The organism is Methylobacterium sp. FW306-05-D (assembly GCF_058782155.1).
Map to the genome: position 1 here is coordinate 36,110 of NZ_JBYSXL010000004.1, position 18,538 is coordinate 54,647.

17 protein-coding genes are annotated in these 18,538 nt (G+C 71.1%); 7 read left to right on the plus strand and 10 right to left on the minus strand.

All coding sequences use genetic code 11. From position 1 onward, the window contains the following. The first annotated feature begins 178 nt into the window (after window positions 1-178). The 4 genes from AC3WLN_RS02920 to mscL all read left to right on the plus strand — a co-directional run bounded on the left by AC3WLN_RS02920 (window position 179) and on the right by mscL (window position 3,670). On the plus strand, window positions 179-1,393 hold the full coding sequence (locus AC3WLN_RS02920) for an MFS transporter (RefSeq protein ID WP_463771666.1): 1,215 nt from the start codon (window positions 179-181) through the stop codon (window positions 1,391-1,393). Window positions 1,394-1,564: 171 nt separating this feature from the next. Further along, window positions 1,565-2,275 (plus strand): phosphatidylserine decarboxylase, encoded by a 711-nt coding sequence (locus AC3WLN_RS02925; protein WP_492479419.1) that lies wholly within the window; start codon window positions 1,565-1,567, stop codon window positions 2,273-2,275. Window positions 2,276-2,284: 9 nt separating this feature from the next. Beyond that, window positions 2,285-3,157 (plus strand): CDP-alcohol phosphatidyltransferase family protein, encoded by an 873-nt coding sequence (locus AC3WLN_RS02930; RefSeq protein WP_492479420.1) that lies wholly within the window; start codon window positions 2,285-2,287, stop codon window positions 3,155-3,157. A gap of 84 nt (window positions 3,158-3,241) precedes the next feature. Beyond that, window positions 3,242-3,670, plus strand: coding sequence for a large conductance mechanosensitive channel protein MscL (gene mscL / locus AC3WLN_RS02935; protein WP_055946911.1), 429 nt, complete (start codon window positions 3,242-3,244; stop codon window positions 3,668-3,670). A gap of 10 nt (window positions 3,671-3,680) precedes the next feature. Here mscL and AC3WLN_RS02940 read toward each other — a convergent pair whose 3' ends face one another. From AC3WLN_RS02940 to AC3WLN_RS02955, 4 genes are all read right to left on the minus strand, one after another. Next, window positions 3,681-3,947, minus strand: coding sequence for a hypothetical protein (locus AC3WLN_RS02940; RefSeq protein ID WP_492479421.1), 267 nt, complete (start codon window positions 3,945-3,947; stop codon window positions 3,681-3,683). A gap of 215 nt (window positions 3,948-4,162) precedes the next feature. Continuing rightward, window positions 4,163-4,573: a DUF1236 domain-containing protein gene (locus AC3WLN_RS02945; protein ID WP_492479423.1), complete on the minus strand. Its 411-nt coding sequence runs from the start codon at window positions 4,571-4,573 to the stop codon at window positions 4,163-4,165. Window positions 4,574-4,756: 183 nt separating this feature from the next. Then, window positions 4,757-5,497, minus strand: a complete 741-nt coding sequence (locus tag AC3WLN_RS02950) for a sigma-70 family RNA polymerase sigma factor (protein ID WP_492479424.1) — start codon at window positions 5,495-5,497, stop codon at window positions 4,757-4,759. 150 nt (window positions 5,498-5,647) lie between these two features. Beyond that, window positions 5,648-6,487 carry a class II glutamine amidotransferase gene (locus AC3WLN_RS02955; RefSeq protein WP_492479426.1) on the minus strand — a complete coding sequence of 280 codons (840 nt, stop codon included), beginning with the start codon at window positions 6,485-6,487 and terminating at the stop codon, window positions 5,648-5,650. A 287-nt stretch (window positions 6,488-6,774) separates the two neighbouring features. Here AC3WLN_RS02955 and AC3WLN_RS02960 point away from each other — a divergent pair, with 287 nt between their 5' ends. The 3 genes from AC3WLN_RS02960 to AC3WLN_RS02970 all read left to right on the plus strand — a co-directional run bounded on the left by AC3WLN_RS02960 (window position 6,775) and on the right by AC3WLN_RS02970 (window position 11,830). After that, entirely contained in the window at window positions 6,775-9,321 is a 2,547-nt protein-coding gene (locus AC3WLN_RS02960) for an ABC transporter transmembrane domain-containing protein (protein WP_492479427.1), read from the plus strand. Between the two features lie 140 nt (window positions 9,322-9,461). Then, window positions 9,462-10,697, plus strand: coding sequence for a L,D-transpeptidase family protein (locus AC3WLN_RS02965; RefSeq protein ID WP_492479428.1), 1,236 nt, complete (start codon window positions 9,462-9,464; stop codon window positions 10,695-10,697). 233 nt (window positions 10,698-10,930) lie between these two features. After that, the gene (locus AC3WLN_RS02970) at window positions 10,931-11,830 is read left to right on the plus strand and encodes an MBL fold metallo-hydrolase (RefSeq protein WP_492479429.1); all 900 of its coding nucleotides are present in this window, start codon (window positions 10,931-10,933) and stop codon (window positions 11,828-11,830) included. 44 nt (window positions 11,831-11,874) lie between these two features. Here AC3WLN_RS02970 and AC3WLN_RS02975 read toward each other — a convergent pair whose 3' ends face one another. The 6 genes from AC3WLN_RS02975 to AC3WLN_RS03000 form a co-directional block, all read right to left on the minus strand. Next, the gene (locus AC3WLN_RS02975) at window positions 11,875-13,347 is read right to left on the minus strand and encodes an amino acid permease (protein WP_492479430.1); all 1,473 of its coding nucleotides are present in this window, start codon (window positions 13,345-13,347) and stop codon (window positions 11,875-11,877) included. Between the two features lie 163 nt (window positions 13,348-13,510). Continuing rightward, a complete protein-coding gene (locus AC3WLN_RS02980; RefSeq protein WP_492479431.1) occupies window positions 13,511-14,179 on the minus strand; it encodes a DJ-1/PfpI family protein in 669 nt (222 codons plus the stop codon). Between the two features lie 152 nt (window positions 14,180-14,331). Next, a complete protein-coding gene (locus AC3WLN_RS02985; RefSeq protein ID WP_492479432.1) occupies window positions 14,332-14,709 on the minus strand; it encodes a response regulator in 378 nt (125 codons plus the stop codon). Window positions 14,710-14,724: 15 nt separating this feature from the next. Continuing rightward, window positions 14,725-15,996, minus strand: a complete 1,272-nt coding sequence (locus AC3WLN_RS02990) for an ATP-binding protein (RefSeq protein ID WP_492479434.1) — start codon at window positions 15,994-15,996, stop codon at window positions 14,725-14,727. Window positions 15,997-16,196: 200 nt separating this feature from the next. Beyond that, window positions 16,197-17,708, minus strand: coding sequence for a M48 family metalloprotease (locus tag AC3WLN_RS02995; protein WP_492479436.1), 1,512 nt, complete (start codon window positions 17,706-17,708; stop codon window positions 16,197-16,199). A 5-nt stretch (window positions 17,709-17,713) separates the two neighbouring features. Further along, window positions 17,714-18,538, minus strand: a complete 825-nt coding sequence (locus tag AC3WLN_RS03000; protein WP_492479437.1) for a DNA-binding protein — start codon at window positions 18,536-18,538, stop codon at window positions 17,714-17,716.

Below are 18,538 nucleotides of genomic sequence, written 5' to 3' on the forward strand. Positions count from 1 at the left end.
GTCACGCCGGACGCCGACGCGGTTGCCCCATCGTCGACCCGACCTGTATACCCGCCTCGGCCACGCCGACCCCGAGGTATCCGCTGCCCTCGGGCCTCCTTCGTGAGGGGCCGGTGGCCGGGCGAGATCGTCCGCTGCGGCGCGTCACGGTCCCCGGGCCGACTCCGCAGGAGCATCCATGAACGAGGCGAGCGAGCGGTTGATCGAGGCCGGAACCCCGGCCTTCCGCCGCACCGCCATCGCGCTGGGAGCGGCCGGGTTCTCCACCTTCGCGGTGCTCTACGGGGTGCAGCCGTTGCTGCCCGTCTTTGCCGACGACTTCGCGGTCTCGCCCGCCGAGAGCAGCCTCGCCCTGTCGCTGCCCTGCGCCATGCTGGCGATCGCGCTCCTCGTGGTCAGCCCGCTCTCCGAGGTCTGGGGCCGCAAACCCATCATGGTGGCCTCGCTCTTCGCCTCGGCGCTCCTGACCATCGTCGCCGTCCTGGTCCCAAGCTGGCACGGATTCCTGGCCCTGCGTGCGCTGACGGGGCTCGCCGCCTCCGGCCTGCCGGCCGTGGCGATGGCCTATCTCGGCGAGGAGATGCACGGGCGCGCCATCGGCCTGTCGATGGGTCTGCTCATCGGGGGCAACGCGCTGGGCGGCATGGTCGGCCGCCTGCTCGCCGGGATCATCGCCGACCATGCCTCCTGGCGCTGGGGGCTCGGCACCATCGGCGTGCTGGCGCTGCTGGCGGCCATCGCCTTCGTCTACCTGCTGCCGGATTCCCGCCGCTTCCGGGCCAACCGGATGCGCTGGCGCGAGGTGCCCGGCACCTTCGGCCAGCACTTCCGCGATCCCGGCCTGCCCTGGCTGTTCGCGGAGGCGTTCCTGCTGATGGGTGGGTTCGTCTGCATCTACAACTACATCGGCTTCCGCCTGCTCGATCCGCCCTTCTCCCTGAGTCAGAGCGCGATCGGGGCGATCTTCGTCGTCTACCTGTTCGGAACCTTCTCCTCGGCGCTCACGGGCGAGATCGCGAGCCGGCTCGGGCGGCGCAAGGTGCTGTGGCTCGCCATCCTGCTCGGCCTCGCGGGCGTGAGCCTGACGCTGTCCGGCCACTTAGCGCTGATCATCCTCGGCATCGTCCTCGTCACGGTGGGATTCTTCGGCGCGCATTCCGTGGCCAGCAGCTGGGTCGGGCGCCGCGCCCTGCGCGACCGGGCCCAGGCTTCGTCGATCTATCTCTGCCTATACTATCTCGGATCCTCGGTGCTCGGCACCGCCGGCGGCTGGTTCTTCGCCCATTCGGGCTGGATCGGCGTGGTGGCGTTCTTCGCGACCCTCTACGGGGTGGCGCTGGCCATCGCCCTGCGACTGTCGCGACTGCCGCCCCTCGTCCAGGCCGATGGCTGAGCGGATCGCCGCGGCGGCCTCGCGCATCCCTGACGCGGGACCGCGCTGGGACGCCTCGCGCGTCCCTGATCCGAAACCGTATGACGGACGCGCGTCCGTGCCTTATGAGGGGGCCCCTGCCCAGGGAGCCTTCCGGGGGCGCCCACCAGACGAAAGCAGTCCTGAGCCCTCATGACCGACCTCCTCGAGACGATTCGCCGGACGCTCGTGCCGATCCACAAGGAGGGCTATCCCTTCATCGTCATCGGCATCGTGCTGACGGTGATCGGCGCCTACTTCGCGCAGTTCCTCGGCTGGGTCTTCCTGATCCTGACCCTGTGGGTCTGCTATTTCTTCCGCGATCCGGAACGGATCACCCCCGTGGGCGACGGCCTCGTGGTCTCGCCGGCCGACGGGCGGGTGAACCTCATCTCGACGGTGCTGCCGCCGCCGGAACTCGACCTGCCGCAGGAGCCGATGCTGCGCATCTCGGTCTTCATGAACGTGTTCGACTGCCACGTGAACCGGGTGCCGGTGACGGGCCGGATCGGGCAGATTCACTACACGCCAGGCCTGTTCCTGAATGCGGAGCTCGACAAGGCCAGCGACGACAACGAGCGCAACGGCCTCGTGATGGAGACGACCCACAGGGGCCAGCCCCTGCGGGTCGGCGTGGTGCAGATCGCCGGGCTGGTGGCGCGCCGGATCGTCGGATGGGTGCATGCCAACGACACCCTGAACGTCGGCGAGCGCTTCGGCCTCATCCGCTTCGGCTCGCGCGTCGACGTCTACCTCCCCGTCGGGACCCGCGTGCTCGTCGGCCTCGGCCAGAAGGCCGTGGCGGGCGAGACCGTGCTCGCCGATCTCGGCGGTGGGCCCGAGCGCGTGTTCCGGCGCATCTGAGGGGTTCCCATGGACGATCTGTTCCCGCCCTTCGCGCCCGACGCGAACGAGCCCCGGCCCCGCCGCTTCAAGCCGGTGCCGTTCCGGATGATCGCGCCCAACATGATCACCCTAATGGCGCTCTGCCTCGGGCTGACCGCGATCCGCCTCGCCTTCGAGGGCAAGTTCGAGCCGGCGGTGATCTCCATCGTGGCCGCCGCGTTTCTCGACGGCATCGACGGGCGCGTGGCCCGGATGCTCAAGGGCACCTCGCGCTTCGGAGCGGAACTCGACTCCCTCGCCGACTTCGTCAATTTCGGCTGTGCGCCGGCGCTGATCCTGTACGGGTTCGCCCTGAAGGAGCTGCGCTCGGTCGGCTGGATCGTGGCGCTGATCTTCGCCATCGCCATGGCGCTGCGGCTCGCCCGCTTCAACGCGATGCTGGACGATCCCAACCGCCCGGCCTGGAAGAAGGACTTCTTCGTCGGCATGCCGGCGCCCGCGGGGGCCCTGACAGCCATGCTCCCGCTCTACCTCAACTTCCTCGGCCTGCCGATGGAGCACTGGGCGGCTCCCGTGGTGCTCGGCTACATGCTCTGCATCGCCCTCCTTGTGGTCTCCACCGTGCCGACCTTCTCGGGCAAGACCATGGGCAAGCGCGTGCCCCGCGACTGGGTGCTGCCGATCTTCCTCGTGGTGGTGGCGGCCTTCGGCCTGTTCATCAGCTTCCCCTTCGAGGCGATGGTGGCCCTGGCACTCGGCTACCTCGTGACACTGCCGATCGGGGCGGCTCAGTATCGCCGCCGGGCCAAGGCGGAGGGGCATGGCGCGGCCTCGATCGCGGTGGGCGAAGACCTCGCTGAGCCGGCGGCCCCTGCGCAGGATCGGGCCGTGGACATCTGAGGGGCGGCGCTGTCGCTTCCGGCTCGTCTTCGACTAAGCTGCTGGTGGTGACCGGACGCTTCGTCCGAGCCCGGAGGCAAGGCGATGCTCGAGGAGTTCAAGAAGTTCGCGCTGCGCGGCAACGTCGTGGACTTGGCCGTCGGCGTCATCATCGGCGCCGCCTTCGGGGCGATCGTCACGTCGGCGGTCCAGGACCTGTTCATGCCGATGATCGGCGCGATCACCGGCGGTCTCGACTTCTCGAACTACTACATCGCCCTCTCGTCGAGCGTGCAGAAGGGTGCGGCCTACGCCGACGCCAAGAAGCAGGGGGCCGTGATCGGCTACGGTCAGTTCATCACGGTGGCGCTGAACTTCATCATCGTCGCCTTCGTGCTGTTCCTCGTGATCCGGGCGATGAACCGCCTCGTCAGCAAGGAGGAAGCCAAGCCCGAGGCCGTGGCCGAGGTGCCGGCCGACGTGAAGCTCCTCTCCGAGATCCGTGACATCCTGGCGACGAAGCCGACGGTCTGATCGACCTCGCTCACGCCTTAGGCATGGTCCCCGAGACGGCCCCGAGGTCGCCGAGCAAGCCTTCAAGGGCCTGTTCCACGGCCTCCGTGCCCTCTTCGTGGGTCTTCAACCGCACCTCGAGGCGCTTGAGCTGCGGGGCGAAGGCGTCGGGGGCGGCCGGATCGCCGAGATATTCGGGGACCGTGTCGCCGGTGGTGAACACCGCCCGGAGCTGCTGGCCGAGATGATCGCGCACCGGTTCGGGAAGGGCCGGATCGACCGTGGAATCGTCTGCCATTGTCTGGGTATCCTTCGCGTCCATCGACAAATTCGTACCCACGCAACGCGTGCCGGGAGGAACAACGGCCGAGATCGCCAAGTGTTGCACCGTCCATCGCCATGGATCGCCGGACAGGCATCTCGCCTGAACAGTTCCGGACAGACAAAGGCCTCCGGCGATCGAATCGCCGGAGGCCTTGATCAATCCCCGCGCCGGGGCGCGGTGGTCGAGTCTTAGTCGATCACTTCGACGATGCGGTGGCTGCGGTCGACCAGCACCGGACGCTCGTTGACGATGGTGTAGCGGGCGCCGCGGGCGTTGTACTCGGCGGGGACGTCGTAATAGGTCACGCCGGAGCTCGGCAGCACGGCGCCGACACGGATGTCGCCATTGTAGTCGTAGGACGAGCGACGCTCACGGGTGACGTACTGACGGAAGCGGGGACGGTCATCGACGCCGAGGATGCCGCCGACCGTGCCGGTGGCCGCGCCGACGGCGCCGCCGACGATCGCGCCGACCGGGCCGGCCGCGTCCGCACCCTCTTGGGCGCCGCGCTCGGCGCCGCGGACCAGGCCCTGCGCCTGGGCGGCCATGGGCAGGCTGAGGGCGATCGCGGAGGCGGCGAGAAGGGTCTTGAAGTTCATCGTGAAGCTCCTGAACGAGTGTCCCGCGACGCTGTGAAGCGCTGCCGGGTTCAGGGCAGTAACGTCCAACTCCCGGAAGGGATGCGTCGAAAATTCCGGGAACGAAAGGAGCCGGCGGCATCGTCCGCCCCGTTTGCCGGCGCCCACGGACCTGGGCGGGCAGGCGGTCGCGGAGGTTCGGGCTCAGGCTTCCTTGGGCATCGCCGACTGAATCAGCCGGTCCGAACTCAGGTCCTCCTCGTCGTAGCCCAGGAGTTCGGCGAGGCGTCCGCGGGCGCGGCTGACGCGGCTCTTCACGGTGCCGACCTTGCAGCCCATGATGGCGGCGGCCTCTTCGTAGGACACGCCTTCGGCGCCGACGAGCACCAGCGCCTCGCGCTGGTCCGGCGGCAGCTTGCCCAGGGCCGTCTGCAGGTCCTCGACGTCGAGGCGGTCACCCTGGTGCGGGGCGGTGGCGAGGCGGGCGGCGTAGGAGCCGTCCTGGTCCTCCACCTCGCGCACGCGCTTGCGGTGGTCCGAGTAGAAGATGTTGCGCAGGATCGTGAACAGCCAGGCGTTCAGGTTCGTGCCCGGCTGGAAGCGGGCGCGGTGCTGCCAACCCTTCAGCAGGGTGTCCTGCACGAGGTCGTCCGAGCGGGCCGGGTTGCTCGTCAGCGAGAGGGCGAAGGCGCGCAGGGACGGCACGGCGGCGAGCAGGCCGTTGCGGAACTCGGGCTCGATCGCCTCGCCGCGCGCCTTGAGCGCGGCTTCCAGCTGCGCGATGAGCTCGGCGAAGCGGGTCGGCTGCTCGTCCGGCGCCAGCCGCTCGTAGACCGTGCGCAGGTGCTCGCCGAGATGGCTGCGGATGTTGGAAGACAGGTTCGGCCGGCCATCGGCGGAGGCCGACAGGGCGTCGGGGGCGGTGTCGGTCACGTCGCGTGTCATGGCTCGTCGTAATCTGGGGCGGTCAGGTTTCGTGTCGGCCCGAGGCGTCCGAGAAGCACCCGCGCGGTCCACTGATCTCGGGCGTTGTAGCGCATCTGTGCCGGTGACGCATCCCGCCGGCAAACCGTGGCGGTTGTGGCCGGCGCCGCATCAACAGCCGCAGGGGGAGGGAATGCGCACCGCGCGGGGGGGCTTGTCGGCGGCGGCCTTCGGAGCGGCCGACTTGAGAATGCGCACCGCGCCGTCGCGCAGCGAGAGCACGTGGCCGCGCTCCACGTCGGTCCAGCACTCGTCGCGGGTGAGCGCCTTCGTGGCGATCACCGTGACGACGTCCTTCGCCCCGGTCTCCTGCGCGAAATCGACCCGCCAGTCCTCGTCCACCAGGGTCGCGGTTCCGAAGGGCGCGCAGCGCGTCAGGTAGCACAGGCGCTTGCCGCAATGGGCGTAGAGGGTGCGGCTGTCCGACAGCAGCATGTTGAACACGCCGAGGCCGTGCAGTTCGGCGCAGAGGTCCGCCACGGCCCGGTCGATGCGCGCCGGGCTCGGCAGGTCCGGCCAGCGCTGCTGGAGCTGGTCGAGCATCCAGCAGAAGGCGTGCTCGCTGTCGGTGGAGCCCACCGGCTTGAACCAGGTAAGCGGCCACTTCTTCACGCCCTTGAGCTGGCCGTTATGCGCGAAGGTCCAGCGCCGGCCCCACAATTCGCGGCTGAACGGATGGGTGTTCTCGAGATTCACCCGGCCGCGATTGGCCTTGCGCACGTGGGCGATGACGATGCGGCTCTTGATCGGCGTCCGGCGCAGGAGCCGGGCCAGCTCCGACTGCGCGCTTGGCTCGGGCTCGTGGAAGGCGCGGGCACCGCGTCCCTCGTAGAAGCTGATGCCCCAGCCGTCGGCGTGCGGGCCGGTCTCGCCCCCGCGCCGGGCGAGCGCCGCGAAGGAGAAGCGGATGTCCGTGGGCACGTTCGCGCTCATGCCGAGCAGTTCGCACATGGAGGTTCGGGGGACTCGGGTGTGAAGGACCAAGGGGCCTGACGAGGCGGCGGACCCCCGGGAGTGACCGCAGGGCCACGCACTCTAGAGGGATTTTCCCGCCCGCGGGAGCCGGCAATCCTCTCGAAACGCTTCGGATTGCGCAATCGGCCTGCCGGCGATGCGAATCGACGAAGGAGATAGAGAGGCAGGCCCCCGAGGTGCGCCCCCGCGCTTTCGCCCGCTGGAACGATCCTCTAAGCCGCTCCCGGGCCCCAGTTTCCCGGGGCGTCGTGGACAGGGTGCCGATGGACCGCGATCCGATCGCCTTCACCTGGCGGACCGCGCGGAGGGAGCATGCCGCCGCGGTCGGGCTGGCGCTCGGTCTCGGCGGCCCCCTCGCGCTGCTCGCGTTGCTGTGCCTGCGCGATCTCGTCGGCGTCCAGGTGCACGACACCGATCCGACGCGCCCGTTCCTGCGGATCGCCGCGGCCCTGCCCTGGCGTCCCGCCGCCGAGGGGCCCTTCGTGGCCTTCGGCGGCTGGATCCTGCCGCATGGCGAACTGGTGCGGGCGGCCTTCCTGGGACTCGCGGCGGCGGCACTGGCCTCGGCCGGCCTCGGCTGGGCCGTGGCGCGCCTGTGTTTCCACGCCCAGACCCGGTCGGTGGCGGCCCTGCAGGGACGGGTCACGGAGGCGATCCTGCGTGCGCCGCCCGGCGCGCGCGACGAGGCCCGCGCCCTGGCGCAGGCCATGGGCGATCTGCTCGCCCGGCTCGACACCCTGTTCGGCCTGGCGATCCTGGTGCCGGCGCTGGCGATCGGCAGTGCCGTCCTCGCCCTGGTCCTGGCCGGCCTCGCCGCACCGCGCCTCGTGCCCACGGTCGCCGCGGGGATCCTGGCCGCCGGCCTCGCCCGGGCGCTGATCCAGCGGCGGATGCAGGACCGGGCCGCCCTGCGCCTCCGGGCCGGCGGGGCCGCCGGACGGGCGCTGTCCGACCTGATCCGGCGCATGCCGGCGGTGCGGGCGCACGGGGCCGCGGCCTTCGAGCGCCGGCGCCTGGCCGCCAAGGGCGCCAGCACCCGCGACGCCCTCGAGGCTTCGGAATCCGCCCTGGCCTATGCCCGTGCGCCCTCCATGGCGCTGGCGATCCTCTTGCCGGCGATCGTCGTCGCGGTGGCGCTGTGGCGCGGCCATGACGGTACCACCGCGCCGGTGGAACCCGGGGCGCTGCTGGCCGCCGCCGGCGGCTTCGCCCTCGCGGTGGTGGCCCTGACCGTGACCCTGCGGCTGGCGAGCCTTCATCGCGCCCTCACCGGACCGTTCCGCGACGTCGCCGTCGCCGTACCGGCCCTGGAAGGCCGTGCCCCGGCCCGGCCCGGCGCGGTGACGGCCCTGCCCGAGGCGGGCACCCTGGTGGCACAGGGGGTCGGGGCCTACGATCCCGCCACCGGCGAGCGCCTGGCCGGCGTCGACGCCACCCTTCCGATGCCGGGTCACGTCGCCATCCTGGGCGAGCGCGGCAGTGGCAGCCGGGTCCTCGCCGCGATCCTGGCCGGACAGCTCGAACCCTCCGCCGGCGCGGTCACCTACGGCGGCATCGATCTGCGCGCCTTCGAGCCCGAAGAGCGGGCCCGGCGCATCGCCCTGGCCGGCGCGGAGGCCATCCTCATCGAGGGGTCCCTGCGCCAGAACATCCTCTACGGCGCCTCGGGCACGCCCGACCCCGACGACCTGATCACCACCCTGCGGATCACCGGGCTCGACGCCTTCGCGTATGCGCGCGGGTTGGAAGGCACCGTCGATCCGGCGGCCGAGCCGGAGATCGCCCGCGCCGTGGTGGCCGCCCGCCACGCGGTCCGCGAGGCGCTCGCCGCCGACAAGGCCGGCCGTCTGGTCGAGCCCTTCGATCCGGCCCGCTACAATCACCAGGCCACGGTGGGCGAGAACATCCTCTTCGGCGAGGCGGTGGGGCCGGCCTTCGCCCCCGACCACATCGCCGCGCACCCGTATCTCCGCGCCGTGCTGGAGGCGGAGGGACTCAGCCGCCCCCTCACCGAGATCGGCCTCCAGGTCGCCCGCAGCCTCGTGGAGATCTTCGCCGACCTGCCCGACGACCATCCGCTCTTCGAGACGTTCTCGCTGTTCCCGGCGGCCGAGCGCGGCTTCTTCGAGGATCTCGTCGGGCGCCAGCCCGAGGCCAGGGGCTGGCGCCGCGGCCCAGCCGGCCAGCGGGATCGCAAGCGCCTGATCGGCCTCGCCCTCCGCTACAGCGAGACCCGGCACCGCTTCGGCCTCATCGACGCCGCCTTCGAGGAGCGGCTGGTGGAGGCCCGCCGCTCCTTCGCCCGCCTGATGCCGGCCCATTTGCGGGGGAGCGTCGAGTTCTACGATCCGGCCCGGCTCACGGCCGCCGCGAGCCTGGAGGAGAACATCCTGTTCGGGCGCATCAACGGCGAGGAGGCCGGTGCCGAGGCGCGGGTGCGCGCCCTGGTGCGCCGGGTGCTCGCCGACGAGGGCCTGGAACCGGCCGTCTACCGGCTCGGCCTCGAGAGCCGGGTCGAGCCCGGCCTCGCCGGCGGCGGCGCCAGCCTGGGCGAGAACGCCATCGGTCCGCGCGAGCGCATCGCCATCGATCTCGCCCGCTGCCTCGTGCGCCGCCCGGACATCGTCGTCGTCGCGATCGCGCTGGAGGACCGGAAGGGCGACGAGATCCGCGCCCGCCTCGCGGCCCTGCGCGCGGCCCGGGCCGGATGCGGGCTCATCGTCTGCCTGCCGGATGCCGAGGCCCTGGCCGGGGTCGAGCCCTTCGACGCGGTGCTGCGCATCGAGCGCAACACGGTCCTGGCCGCCTGATCGCGGGGGAGGACCGGGCCGCCGCTGCGGTTCCGCGGCATTCCCCTATTGCCGCCCCATTGGGATGCGATAGGCAGGAGAGCGTGCATCGTGCACGGGCGTCCGCCCGCCAGCGGACGGGTCGCTCTTCGGGACCACGCATGGTCTTCCTGTTCCGGGATCCGCTCCGCCGCGCGGCGTCGGCCCTTCTCGCCCTCTCGGCGCCGCTCCTGGCCCTCGGCGCCGTAATCGCGGCGTCGCCCGCCCCGGCCGAGCCGTCCAAGGCCTTCGCACCGATTCCGGCCACGACCCTGGCGCTGATGCAGGCCCGCGGCACCACCGCCTCGGCCCCGGTGCTGTTCCGGGCCTACAAGAAGGAATCCGAGATCGAGGTCTGGAAGCGGGCCGGCAGCGGCCGCTTCGTCCACGTGAAGACCTTTCCGATCTGCCGCTGGTCGGGCCAGCTCGGCCCCAAGCGCAAGAGCGGCGACCGTCAGACCCCCGAGGGGTTCTACACGGTGCCCCAGCGCCAGATGAACCCGAACTCGCGCTACTATCTCTCCTTCGACGTCGGCTACCCCAATGCCTACGACCGGGCCCACGGCTCCACCGGTTCCGCCGTGATGGTGCACGGGGTCTGCTCCTCGATGGGCTGCTTCGCCATGACGGATCAGGTGGTGGGCGAGATCTACGCCATCGCCCGGGAGGCCTTCGCCGGCGGGCAATCCGCCTTCCAGTTCCAGTCCTACCCGTTCCGGATGACGGCCGTGAACATGGCCCGGCACCGGACCGACCCGAACATCGACTTCTGGCGCCAGCTCAAGGAGGGGGCCGACCGGTTCGACGCCATCGGCGAGGAGCCCGCCGTCGGCGTGGTCGCCGGGCGCTACACCTTCGCGCCGGCGAAGGATCCAGCCAAGGAAGCCCAGGTCGTCGCCTATCGCCGGGCCGAGGAGGCGCGCATCGCCACCCTGGTGGAGGAGGGGAGTGCCGCCGTGCGCACCACCTATTCCGACGGGGCGCAGCATCCGTTCTGGGCGGCGCTCGCCGCCAGGGGCGCTCCCCTGGGAGACGTCAGCCGGCCCGAAGCCCTCGCCTATGCGGGACAGGAGGTGGTGGTCATCGCGGCCCGGCCGCGCCCGGTCCAGGTGGCCGAAGCGGTGTGGTCGCGCTGGATCGCCCCGGATTCGCCGCTGTCGCGGACGCGGATGCCGGGCTTCGTCCCCGCCTATGAGCGCGCCGGGCCGCTGTTCGCGCCGCTGGCCACGGCCATCCCCGGGACGCCGACCTACCCGCTCGCCTGGCCGCGCTTGGTCCGCCTCGGCCTCTCGGGCGATCTCCCGCCGCCCGCGATCGCTCCGGCGCGGGGCGTGATCGACGTGCTGGCGCAGCGGTAAATCGGGCCGGTGGCCGGGCCGACACATTGCGCCGGGGAAATTTTCCGCGCGCCGCGTCCCTGCCCGGCCATGTGCGGGCTCGCACATCGGGGTCGAAGGCGGCTTACTACCTCAGAGCGGTTCCACTTCGATCCCGGCACCCGCCTGTCGCCGACCAGCGAGGATTTGGATCGCGCCGGTGCGACGAAGGGCACCCGATCCACGGTGGGATCGGGGCACATGGTAATCGAACGATGACCTTCTCCTCCCGCCCCATCGCGGATGACGACCTCACCCTGACCTTCTGGGGGGTGCGCGGTTCGACGCCCGTCAGTGGCCCGGACTACGTCGAGTTCGGCGGCAGCACGCCCTGTCTCGAGATCCGGTGCGGCGAGCGCCTGTTCCTGCTCGATGCGGGCTCGGGGCTGAATGCCTGTGGGCGCCATCACCGCGATACGATGCCCAAGGAGATCGATCTCCTGTTCAGCCACCTGCATCTCGACCACACCGCCGGTCTGCCGTTCTTCAAACCGGTGGTGCTCGATCCGGGGCGGACCCTCAACACCTATTGCGGCAACCTCGACGGGGAGAGCGCTGCGGCGGCCCTCGACCGGCTGTTCTCGCCGCCGCTGTTTCCCGTCACCCTCGACATCATCCCCTGCCGGCTGGCCCATCACGGCTTCAAGGCCGGCGAGCGGCTGACCTTCCCGGACGGCGCCACCGTCGACACGATCCTGCTCAACCATCCGCAGGGCTCGGTGGGGTATCGTTTCGAGCATGCGGGCCGGCGGCTCTGCGTGATCAGCGACATCGAGCACAGCGATCCGTGGCCGGACACGGCCCTGATGGATTTCGTGCGGGACGCCGACCTCGTGGTCTATGACGGCATGTTCACGGAGGGCGAGTACCCGGTCTGCCGGGGCTGGGGTCACTCGACCTGGCAGAAGGGTGTGGAACTGGCACAGGCGGCCGGGGTCAAGGCGCTCGCCATCATCCACCTCCATCCCTGCCATACCGACGCGATGCTGCGCAGCGTCGAGGCCGACATGCAGGCGGAGATGCCCTCCGCCTTCATCGCCCGCGAGCGCCAGACCGTGGCCGTGGGCGAGCCGGTCCGGAGCGCGCCCACATTGGCGCTGGCGCGCACCGCCTGAGGCGTGGCTCCTCGCCGGCGCGCAGAGGGGTCTCCCCGGTCCGATCAGGCCGCTGCCTCGCGCCCGACCCGGCTGTGGCGCCGGCTCCAGGCGAAGTAGATGACCAGACCGATGGCGAGCCAGATCAGCAGGCGCAGCCAGGTCTCCCCGTCCAGCGAGACCATCATGGCAAAGCAGCTCAGGATGCCGAGGATCGGCACCAGGGGCACGAGCGGCGTGCGGTAGTCGCGCCGCGCCTCCGGCTGGGTCCGGCGCAGGATGATGACGCCGACGCAGACGAGGATGAAGGCCAGCAGCGTGCCGATGCTCGTCATGTGGCCGAGCTGGGAGATCGGCAGGAAGCCGCCGAGCGCGCTGGTGAAGACCATGAAGAACAGGTTCGAGCGGTAGGGCGTCTTCCAGGTCGGGTGGATCTTGGAGAAGAAGCCCGGCAGCAGCCGGTCCTGGCTCATGGAGTAGAACACCCGGCTCTGGCCGAGCAGCAGCACTAGGATCACGGTGGAGAAGCCCGCGATCACCCCGAGGGTCACGAGGCTGCGCAGCCAGGGGAACGGCGTCTGCGCGATGGCGGTGTTCACCGGGGCGGCGTCGCCCTTCATCTGGTCGTAATGCACGAGGCCGGTGAGCACGCCCGCGAAGGCGATGTAGATCACCGTGCAGATGGCCAGCGACCCCAGGATGCCGATCATCATGTTGCGCTGGGGGTTCTTGGCCTCCTGCGCCGCCGTCGAGACCGCGTCGAAGCCCACATAGGCGAAGAACACCACGCCGGCGCCGCGCATGATCCCGCTCCAGCCGTACTCGCCGAAGGTGCCGGTGTTCTCGGGGATGAACGGCACGTAGTTCTGGGCCTTGATGTAGAACAGGCCGACCCCGACCACGACCGCCACCACCGCGAGCTTGACCAACACCACCACGGCGTTGACCCGGGCCGATTCCCGGATGCCGATCATCAGCAGGGCGGAGGCCGCCACGATGATGAGGATCGCCGGCAGGTTGACGAGGCCGTGCGCCACCGTGCCGTCGGCGAGCTTGTAGGTCTCGAAGGGCGAATTCACGAGGCTGGGGGGCAGGTTGACCCCGAGCGTGTCGCGCAGGAACCGCGTGACGTAGCTCGACCAGCTCACCGACACGGTGGCGGCGCCGACCGCGTATTCGAGCACGAGATCCCACCCGATGATCCAGGCCACGAACTCGCCCATGGTGGCGTAGGCGTAGGTGTAGGCCGAGCCCGCCACGGGGATCATGCCGGCAAGTTCGCTGTAGCACATGCCCGCGAAGGCGCAGGCGATGGAGGCGATGGCGAAGGAGATCACCACCGCAGGTCCCGCGTGCTCGGCCGCCGCGATGCCGGTGAGCGAGAACAGGCCGGCGCCGATCACCGCGCCGATTCCGAGCGCGATCAGGCTCCAGGGGCCGAGGGTGCGGGCGAGCTTATGCTCGCCGCCTTCCGCGTCGCTGTTCAGCCGTTCCAGCGATTTCGTCCGCGTGAGGTCGCCCGCGAGGCCTGCCGCCATGGGTTGGTCCTATCCTTTTTGGAGCGGATGGGCCGCCCGGAGTTGCGCGCGGTCCCGGAAGGTCACGGCAAGGGTACGATCTTCGGAGTGCGATCTTGGCGTGTGCCCGACGCGGTGGCAAACGGCCATTGAGGACACCAGCGAGTTTCGGGCCACGGCCCGATCACGGACGCGTGAACTCCGCTGCGGCCGCCGCGGCGTCCGCGCCGTCGATCAGCGGGCGGAGGATCGCCCGCGCCCGCGCGGTGATGCCCGGGCCGGCCGTGGCGGGTGTTCCCGCCGCGAAGGGCGGTGCCGGGGCGTACTCGACCACGAGCTGGCTCGTGCGGGCCGCCTCGGACCCGGCGAGGCGGGCGGAGAGCGCCAGGGCGAAGTCGAGCCCCGCCGAGATGCCCGCCGCCGTGACCCGGTTCCGGTCGAAGACCACGCGTTCATCCACCGGGATGGCGCCGAGGCGCGGCAGCACCCGGTCGCGCACGCACCAGTGCGAGGTGGCGCGGTAGCCGCGAAGCAGGCCGGCCGCCCCGAGAATCAGCGAGCCGGTACAGACGCTGGTGATCCAGCCGGCGCGCTCCGCCCGATCGCGCAGGAAGGAGAGCGTGTCGCGGTCGCGCATCTGGGCGGGGGTCCCGTCGCCCCCCGGCACGAACAGCACGTCGAGGTCGCGCGGGCAGGTCTCGAAGCTGTCGCCGGCCACCAGGGCCAGCCCGGTATCCGATGGGACGGCCCCGGTCGTGCGCCCCACGAGATGCAGCCCACCCCCGGCGATGCCGGACAGGAGGGCCTGCGGGCCGACGAGGTCGAGGGCGGTCATGCCCGGGTAGAGCAGCATCGCGATGCGCAGCGGCCTGCCCGGCGCCGGCGCTTCCCCGGACGTATCAGCCGCGGGTGTGCCGGCCCTGGACGAGCCCGGGGCGGCCAACGCAGCGGCGCTCGCAAGCCCGGCGGCCGTGACCGTACGGCGGGTCGGACAGGGCGGGCGGCTCACGCGGTCGGCCGGGCCTCGAAGGACTCGATCGCCTTGATCAGCGTCGCCGCCCGGTAGGGCTTGGTGAAGAACACGCTGCCCGTGATGAGGCGGGGCGGCGTTTGCGAGAAGCCCGTGGCGTAGATGATCGGCAGGCCCGGCCGCAGCGCCCGCGCGGCCTCTGCCAGCTGCCATCCATCCATGAGGCCGGGCAGCCGGATATCGGTGAACAGGAGATCGACGGACGCCTCGGCCTTGAGGATGTTCAGGGCGATCTCGGCGGTGGCCGCCTGGAAGACGACGAAGCCCGCATCCTCGAGATCGGCCGTGATGACTTCGAGCAGCAGGGACTCGTCCTCGACCATCAGGATGCGCGGTTTGGGTGCGTTGCTCATCGTCGTCACATTCCGTCAGGCGTAACCGACGCGCGGTGCCTGCGTGATTCCTGCCGTCTCGCTGCCCGCGCGCGGCAACGATACCTCGGTCCTGTCACGGGGCAAGTAGATCCAGACGGTCGTGCCGCGACCCGGTTCGCTTTCGATCTGGGCGTGTCCATCGGACTGCTTGGCGAAGCCGAAGACCTGGCTCAGGCCGAGGCCGGTGCCTTCTCCCACCGCCTTGGTGGTGAAGAACGGCTCGAAGGCACGCGCGAGGATGTTCGGGCCCATGCCCCGGCCGCTGTCCTCGATCGCGATGGCGACATGGTCGACGTCGCGCAGGGTGGGAATCGTCGCGGCCTCGGCGGCCGGAACGTTGCGCGTGCGGATCACCACGCGGCCGCCCTCCCGGATCGCGTCGCGGGCATTCACCGCGAGATTCAGCAGGGCGTTCTCCAGCTGATTGGCGTCGACGCAGACCGGCCAGACCTGGGGAGCGAGGACCATCTCGGGGACCTCCACCGTCCCGAGGGCGCCGCGCAGGAGTTCCGACAGGTCGCGGATCAGGCCGTTGGGGTCGACCCGCGTCGGCTGGAGAGGCTGGCGCCGGGCGAAGGCGAGCATCTTCTGGACGAGGGCCGCCGCGCGCTCGGCCCCCGTCATGGCTCCCTGCAGGGATCGGCGTGCGCCGCTCTCCGCGGGCAGGAAGCGCTCGATCCGATCGAGATTGCTGATGACGACGCCGAGTAGATTGTTGAAGTCGTGGGCGACGCCTCCGGTGAGAGCGCCGATGGCCTCCATCTTCTGGCTCTGGCGCAGCATCTCCTCGGCCCGGTCGCGCTCGGCACAGGCCTCCTGCAGGGCGGCGAGCGCCGCGTCACGCTCGCGTATGCGGGCCAGCAGCTCGGCATTCGCGGTGCGCAGCTGCGCGGGCGAGGGCAGGGCGAGGGCTCGCGGCAGCAGGATCCAGAGCAGCACCGCGGTCATGATCGAGGCCGCGGCCGTGACCGCCTTGACCGCCGCCTCGGCCGCGTAGTCCGGCACCCACAGGGTCCAGATCGCGAAGAGATGGGTGGTGCCGCAGGCGAGGATGAACACGGCGAAGGCCCAGAACATCCAGCCGAAGGCGATGTCGCGCCGGCGGGTCACGAAGACGCCGAGGGCGACCGGAATCGTGAAGTAGGCCAGGGCGATGATCGCGTCGGAGACGACATGCGTCCAGATCAGCTCCGGCCGCCAGAGCAGGCAGATCCCATGCGGCGCCAGGCTGGTGCGGTCGAGGAAGCCGGTCAGAATTTCGAGCATGTCGGATCTCGAAGGGTCACGGGGTTAACCGCTTCGGACCCGGCGGGTATCGCGGGACTGATGCCGTCCTGTCTATAGTCTGCCGTGGGGCCGTCGTCTTCGGCAAAAGAATCCGTCGACTGTGAGATTTTTCAAATCAAGCCTGTGAGAGCTACTGTTCAACAAAGCCGTTTCTACGACCTTCGGGTGCCGGGGCCGGACTACTCAACCACGACCTTGTAGGCCTGACCGGCGCGCAGGGTGGCGCCGCGCTCCAGGCCGTTGAGCACGAGGAATCGCTCCACCGGCTTGTCGGGGACGACCATGCGCTGCGCCAGGGTCTCGACGCCCTCACCGGGGCCGGCGGTCACCACGACGAGGCGCAGGGGCCGCAGGGTCCGGGCCTCGGCCGGATCGATCGCGGACAGGCTCTCGGTCCAGCGCCGGAAGGCGCCGTCCGGATCGGTGCTGCCCTTGGCCGCCATGATCATCCGGAAACTGGTCTCGCCGACGCGGATCACGGCGAGGCGGAAGGTCCAGTCCTTGCCGCGGGACAGGGCCGTCGCCGCCGGGAAGCCGGCGACCATGCGGTTCTCGAGGGAGCCGGGCTCGACGACGTCGTTCCAGGTCGCCTTCAGCACCTCCTCGAGGCTCTGGCCTGGATTGCTCTCGACCTGGTCGAAGAGCAGGCGCCGGCTGCCCTCGCCGGTGGTGCCGAGGACCGCGTTCCGGGTGTTCTCGATGGAGAAGGCCTCCGGTACCTCGAAGGCGATGCCGAGGGCGGGATGGAGGAACTTGCGTCCGCGCACGACCCCGTCGCCGGGATTGTCGCCGTAGGCGATGCCGTCGATGGCCGCGAGGTAGCGGGTGCGCTCGTCGACGCCGAGGCCCGGCGCGCCGATGAGGCGGGCGGCGCGGGTCACCAGGGTGATGCGCTCGACGGTGCCCGGATGGGTCGCCAGCATGTCGGGCTCGCCGGCCTGGCCGGTGCCGGTCTTCAGGGCGGTGGTCCGGTTCAGCGCGGTGAGGAAGCGACCGGCCCCGAACGGATCGTAGCCGGCGCGGGCCAGGGTGCGCACGCCGACGCTGTCGGCCTCGAGTTCCTGGTCCCGCGAGAACCGCGCCAGGGCGAATTTCGACTGGCTCTGGAGCTGGGCGCCCGTGACGGGATCGTTGAGCACGTCGGCCACGACCTTGCTCACCAGCTGCGAGCGCAGCGCCAATTCGGTGCGCGCCGTGGCGTGGCGCAGGGTGACGTGGGCGATCTCGTGGGCGAGGACGGCGGCGACCTCGGAAGTGTCGCTCGCCAGCGCCAGCAGGCCCCGGGTGACGTAGAGCCGGCCGCTCGGCAGCGCGAAGGCGTTGATCACCGGCGAGTCCAGCAGGGTGACCGCGTAGGTCTCCTCCGGCCGCTCGGTCGCCTTGACGAGGCGGTCGGTCACGTCGCTGACGAGTCGGAGCGTCGCCGGGGACCGGTACTCCCCGCCGAAGGAGGCCACCAGCTTGGCGTGGTCGGCATCCGAGGCCGTGCGTTCGCGCCCCGTCGTGCGCGGGGCCTCGCGGGGCACGACCAGCGCGGCCTTCTGCACGACGGCACCGGTCTGGTCGCCGATGCAGCCCGTGAGCAGCAGGCCGACGAGCGGCCAGGGAGCGACGCGGACGCCGAGCCGGACCCGGCCCGCGGGAGGATGGGCGGCGGCCGTGCGCATCGTGAGGCGGAGGATCGAAGCCATGCCGTTCAGCGCCTCTGCGCCTGCTCCCCGTCCAGAAGTTCGATCATGTCGGCACTCGCGATGTCGAGGGTCGGGCCACGCCAGGCCTCCATCACCCCCCGGACCCGGACCTGTCGCCCGCGCAGGGAGGCGGCACTCAAACCACGTTCCTGCAAGGCGCGCCAAGTGCGTTTCGACACGGTCACCGTGAGCCCGTCCTCCCCCCGGCGCGCGAAGTCGAGATAGGTGCGGCGCGGGCGTTCTCCGACCCAGAGCACGACGCCCTCAGCCACGACGAAACGACCCAGTCTGGTCCGCAGGGCGGGGCCGTCCCGGACGTCCGGAGCGGCCTGGCGCCAGAGGCCGCGTCCGCTCCGGCGCGCCCCGGCCTCGACGGCGAGGAGGGCCGGCCGGCACAGGGCGTCCCGCTCCCCCGCATCGACTGCGACGAGGCCGAGCGCCACCAGCCCGGCCGCGAGGTCGGGCGCCGCCTCCGCGGTGGAATCCAGCGGCATCGCATCGACATGGGACCGGCCCCAGCGATCGACCTCGCCCCGGGCGACCAGGGTCAGGCGGTCGCCGCTCCGGGCGAGGAGCCAGGCATGGGCCTCCGCCGCGGCCTCGGGGGTGTCCGGCCAGCGCACGCCGTCGAGCACCGCCCGGGCGCCCGAGGCGAGGACCAGTTCGCCCCGTGGGCCGAGGCCGGCCAGACGGTCCTCCCGGGCCGGCGCCGCCAGGCATTCGGGCGCGACCGCGCGCGCCGGGCCCTGCAGTCCCGTGACGAAGCCCGGGATGACGCCGAGGAGCAGCGCTCCCTGGACGAGGAGCGATCGTCGCCGCGCGATCGTCAC

Excerpts from the sequence above, each read along its gene's own strand:
- AC3WLN_RS02940 (WP_492479421.1), bottom strand. The coding sequence starts at position 3,947 with ATGGCAGACGATTCCACGGTCGATCCGGCCCTTCCCGAACCGGTGCGC.
- AC3WLN_RS02980 (WP_492479431.1), bottom strand. The coding sequence starts at position 14,179 with ATGCTGCTCTACCCGGGCATGACCGCCCTCGACCTCGTCGGCCCGCAG.
- AC3WLN_RS02975 (WP_492479430.1), bottom strand. The coding sequence starts at position 13,347 with ATGGCGGCAGGCCTCGCGGGCGACCTCACGCGGACGAAATCGCTGGAA.
- AC3WLN_RS02960 (WP_492479427.1), top strand. The coding sequence starts at position 6,775 with ATGGACCGCGATCCGATCGCCTTCACCTGGCGGACCGCGCGGAGGGAG.
- AC3WLN_RS02990 (WP_492479434.1), bottom strand. The coding sequence starts at position 15,996 with ATGCTCGAAATTCTGACCGGCTTCCTCGACCGCACCAGCCTGGCGCCG.
- AC3WLN_RS02995 (WP_492479436.1), bottom strand. The coding sequence starts at position 17,708 with ATGGCTTCGATCCTCCGCCTCACGATGCGCACGGCCGCCGCCCATCCT.
- AC3WLN_RS02950 (WP_492479424.1), bottom strand. The coding sequence starts at position 5,497 with ATGACACGCGACGTGACCGACACCGCCCCCGACGCCCTGTCGGCCTCC.
- AC3WLN_RS02985 (WP_492479432.1), bottom strand. The coding sequence starts at position 14,709 with ATGAGCAACGCACCCAAACCGCGCATCCTGATGGTCGAGGACGAGTCC.
- AC3WLN_RS02955 (WP_492479426.1), bottom strand. The coding sequence starts at position 6,487 with ATGTGCGAACTGCTCGGCATGAGCGCGAACGTGCCCACGGACATCCGC.
- AC3WLN_RS02920 (WP_463771666.1), top strand. The coding sequence starts at position 179 with ATGAACGAGGCGAGCGAGCGGTTGATCGAGGCCGGAACCCCGGCCTTC.
- AC3WLN_RS02945 (WP_492479423.1), bottom strand. The coding sequence starts at position 4,573 with ATGAACTTCAAGACCCTTCTCGCCGCCTCCGCGATCGCCCTCAGCCTG.
- AC3WLN_RS02970 (WP_492479429.1), top strand. The coding sequence starts at position 10,931 with ATGACCTTCTCCTCCCGCCCCATCGCGGATGACGACCTCACCCTGACC.
- mscL (WP_055946911.1), top strand. The coding sequence starts at position 3,242 with ATGCTCGAGGAGTTCAAGAAGTTCGCGCTGCGCGGCAACGTCGTGGAC.
- AC3WLN_RS02925 (WP_492479419.1), top strand. The coding sequence starts at position 1,565 with ATGACCGACCTCCTCGAGACGATTCGCCGGACGCTCGTGCCGATCCAC.
- AC3WLN_RS02965 (WP_492479428.1), top strand. The coding sequence starts at position 9,462 with ATGGTCTTCCTGTTCCGGGATCCGCTCCGCCGCGCGGCGTCGGCCCTT.
- AC3WLN_RS02930 (WP_492479420.1), top strand. The coding sequence starts at position 2,285 with ATGGACGATCTGTTCCCGCCCTTCGCGCCCGACGCGAACGAGCCCCGG.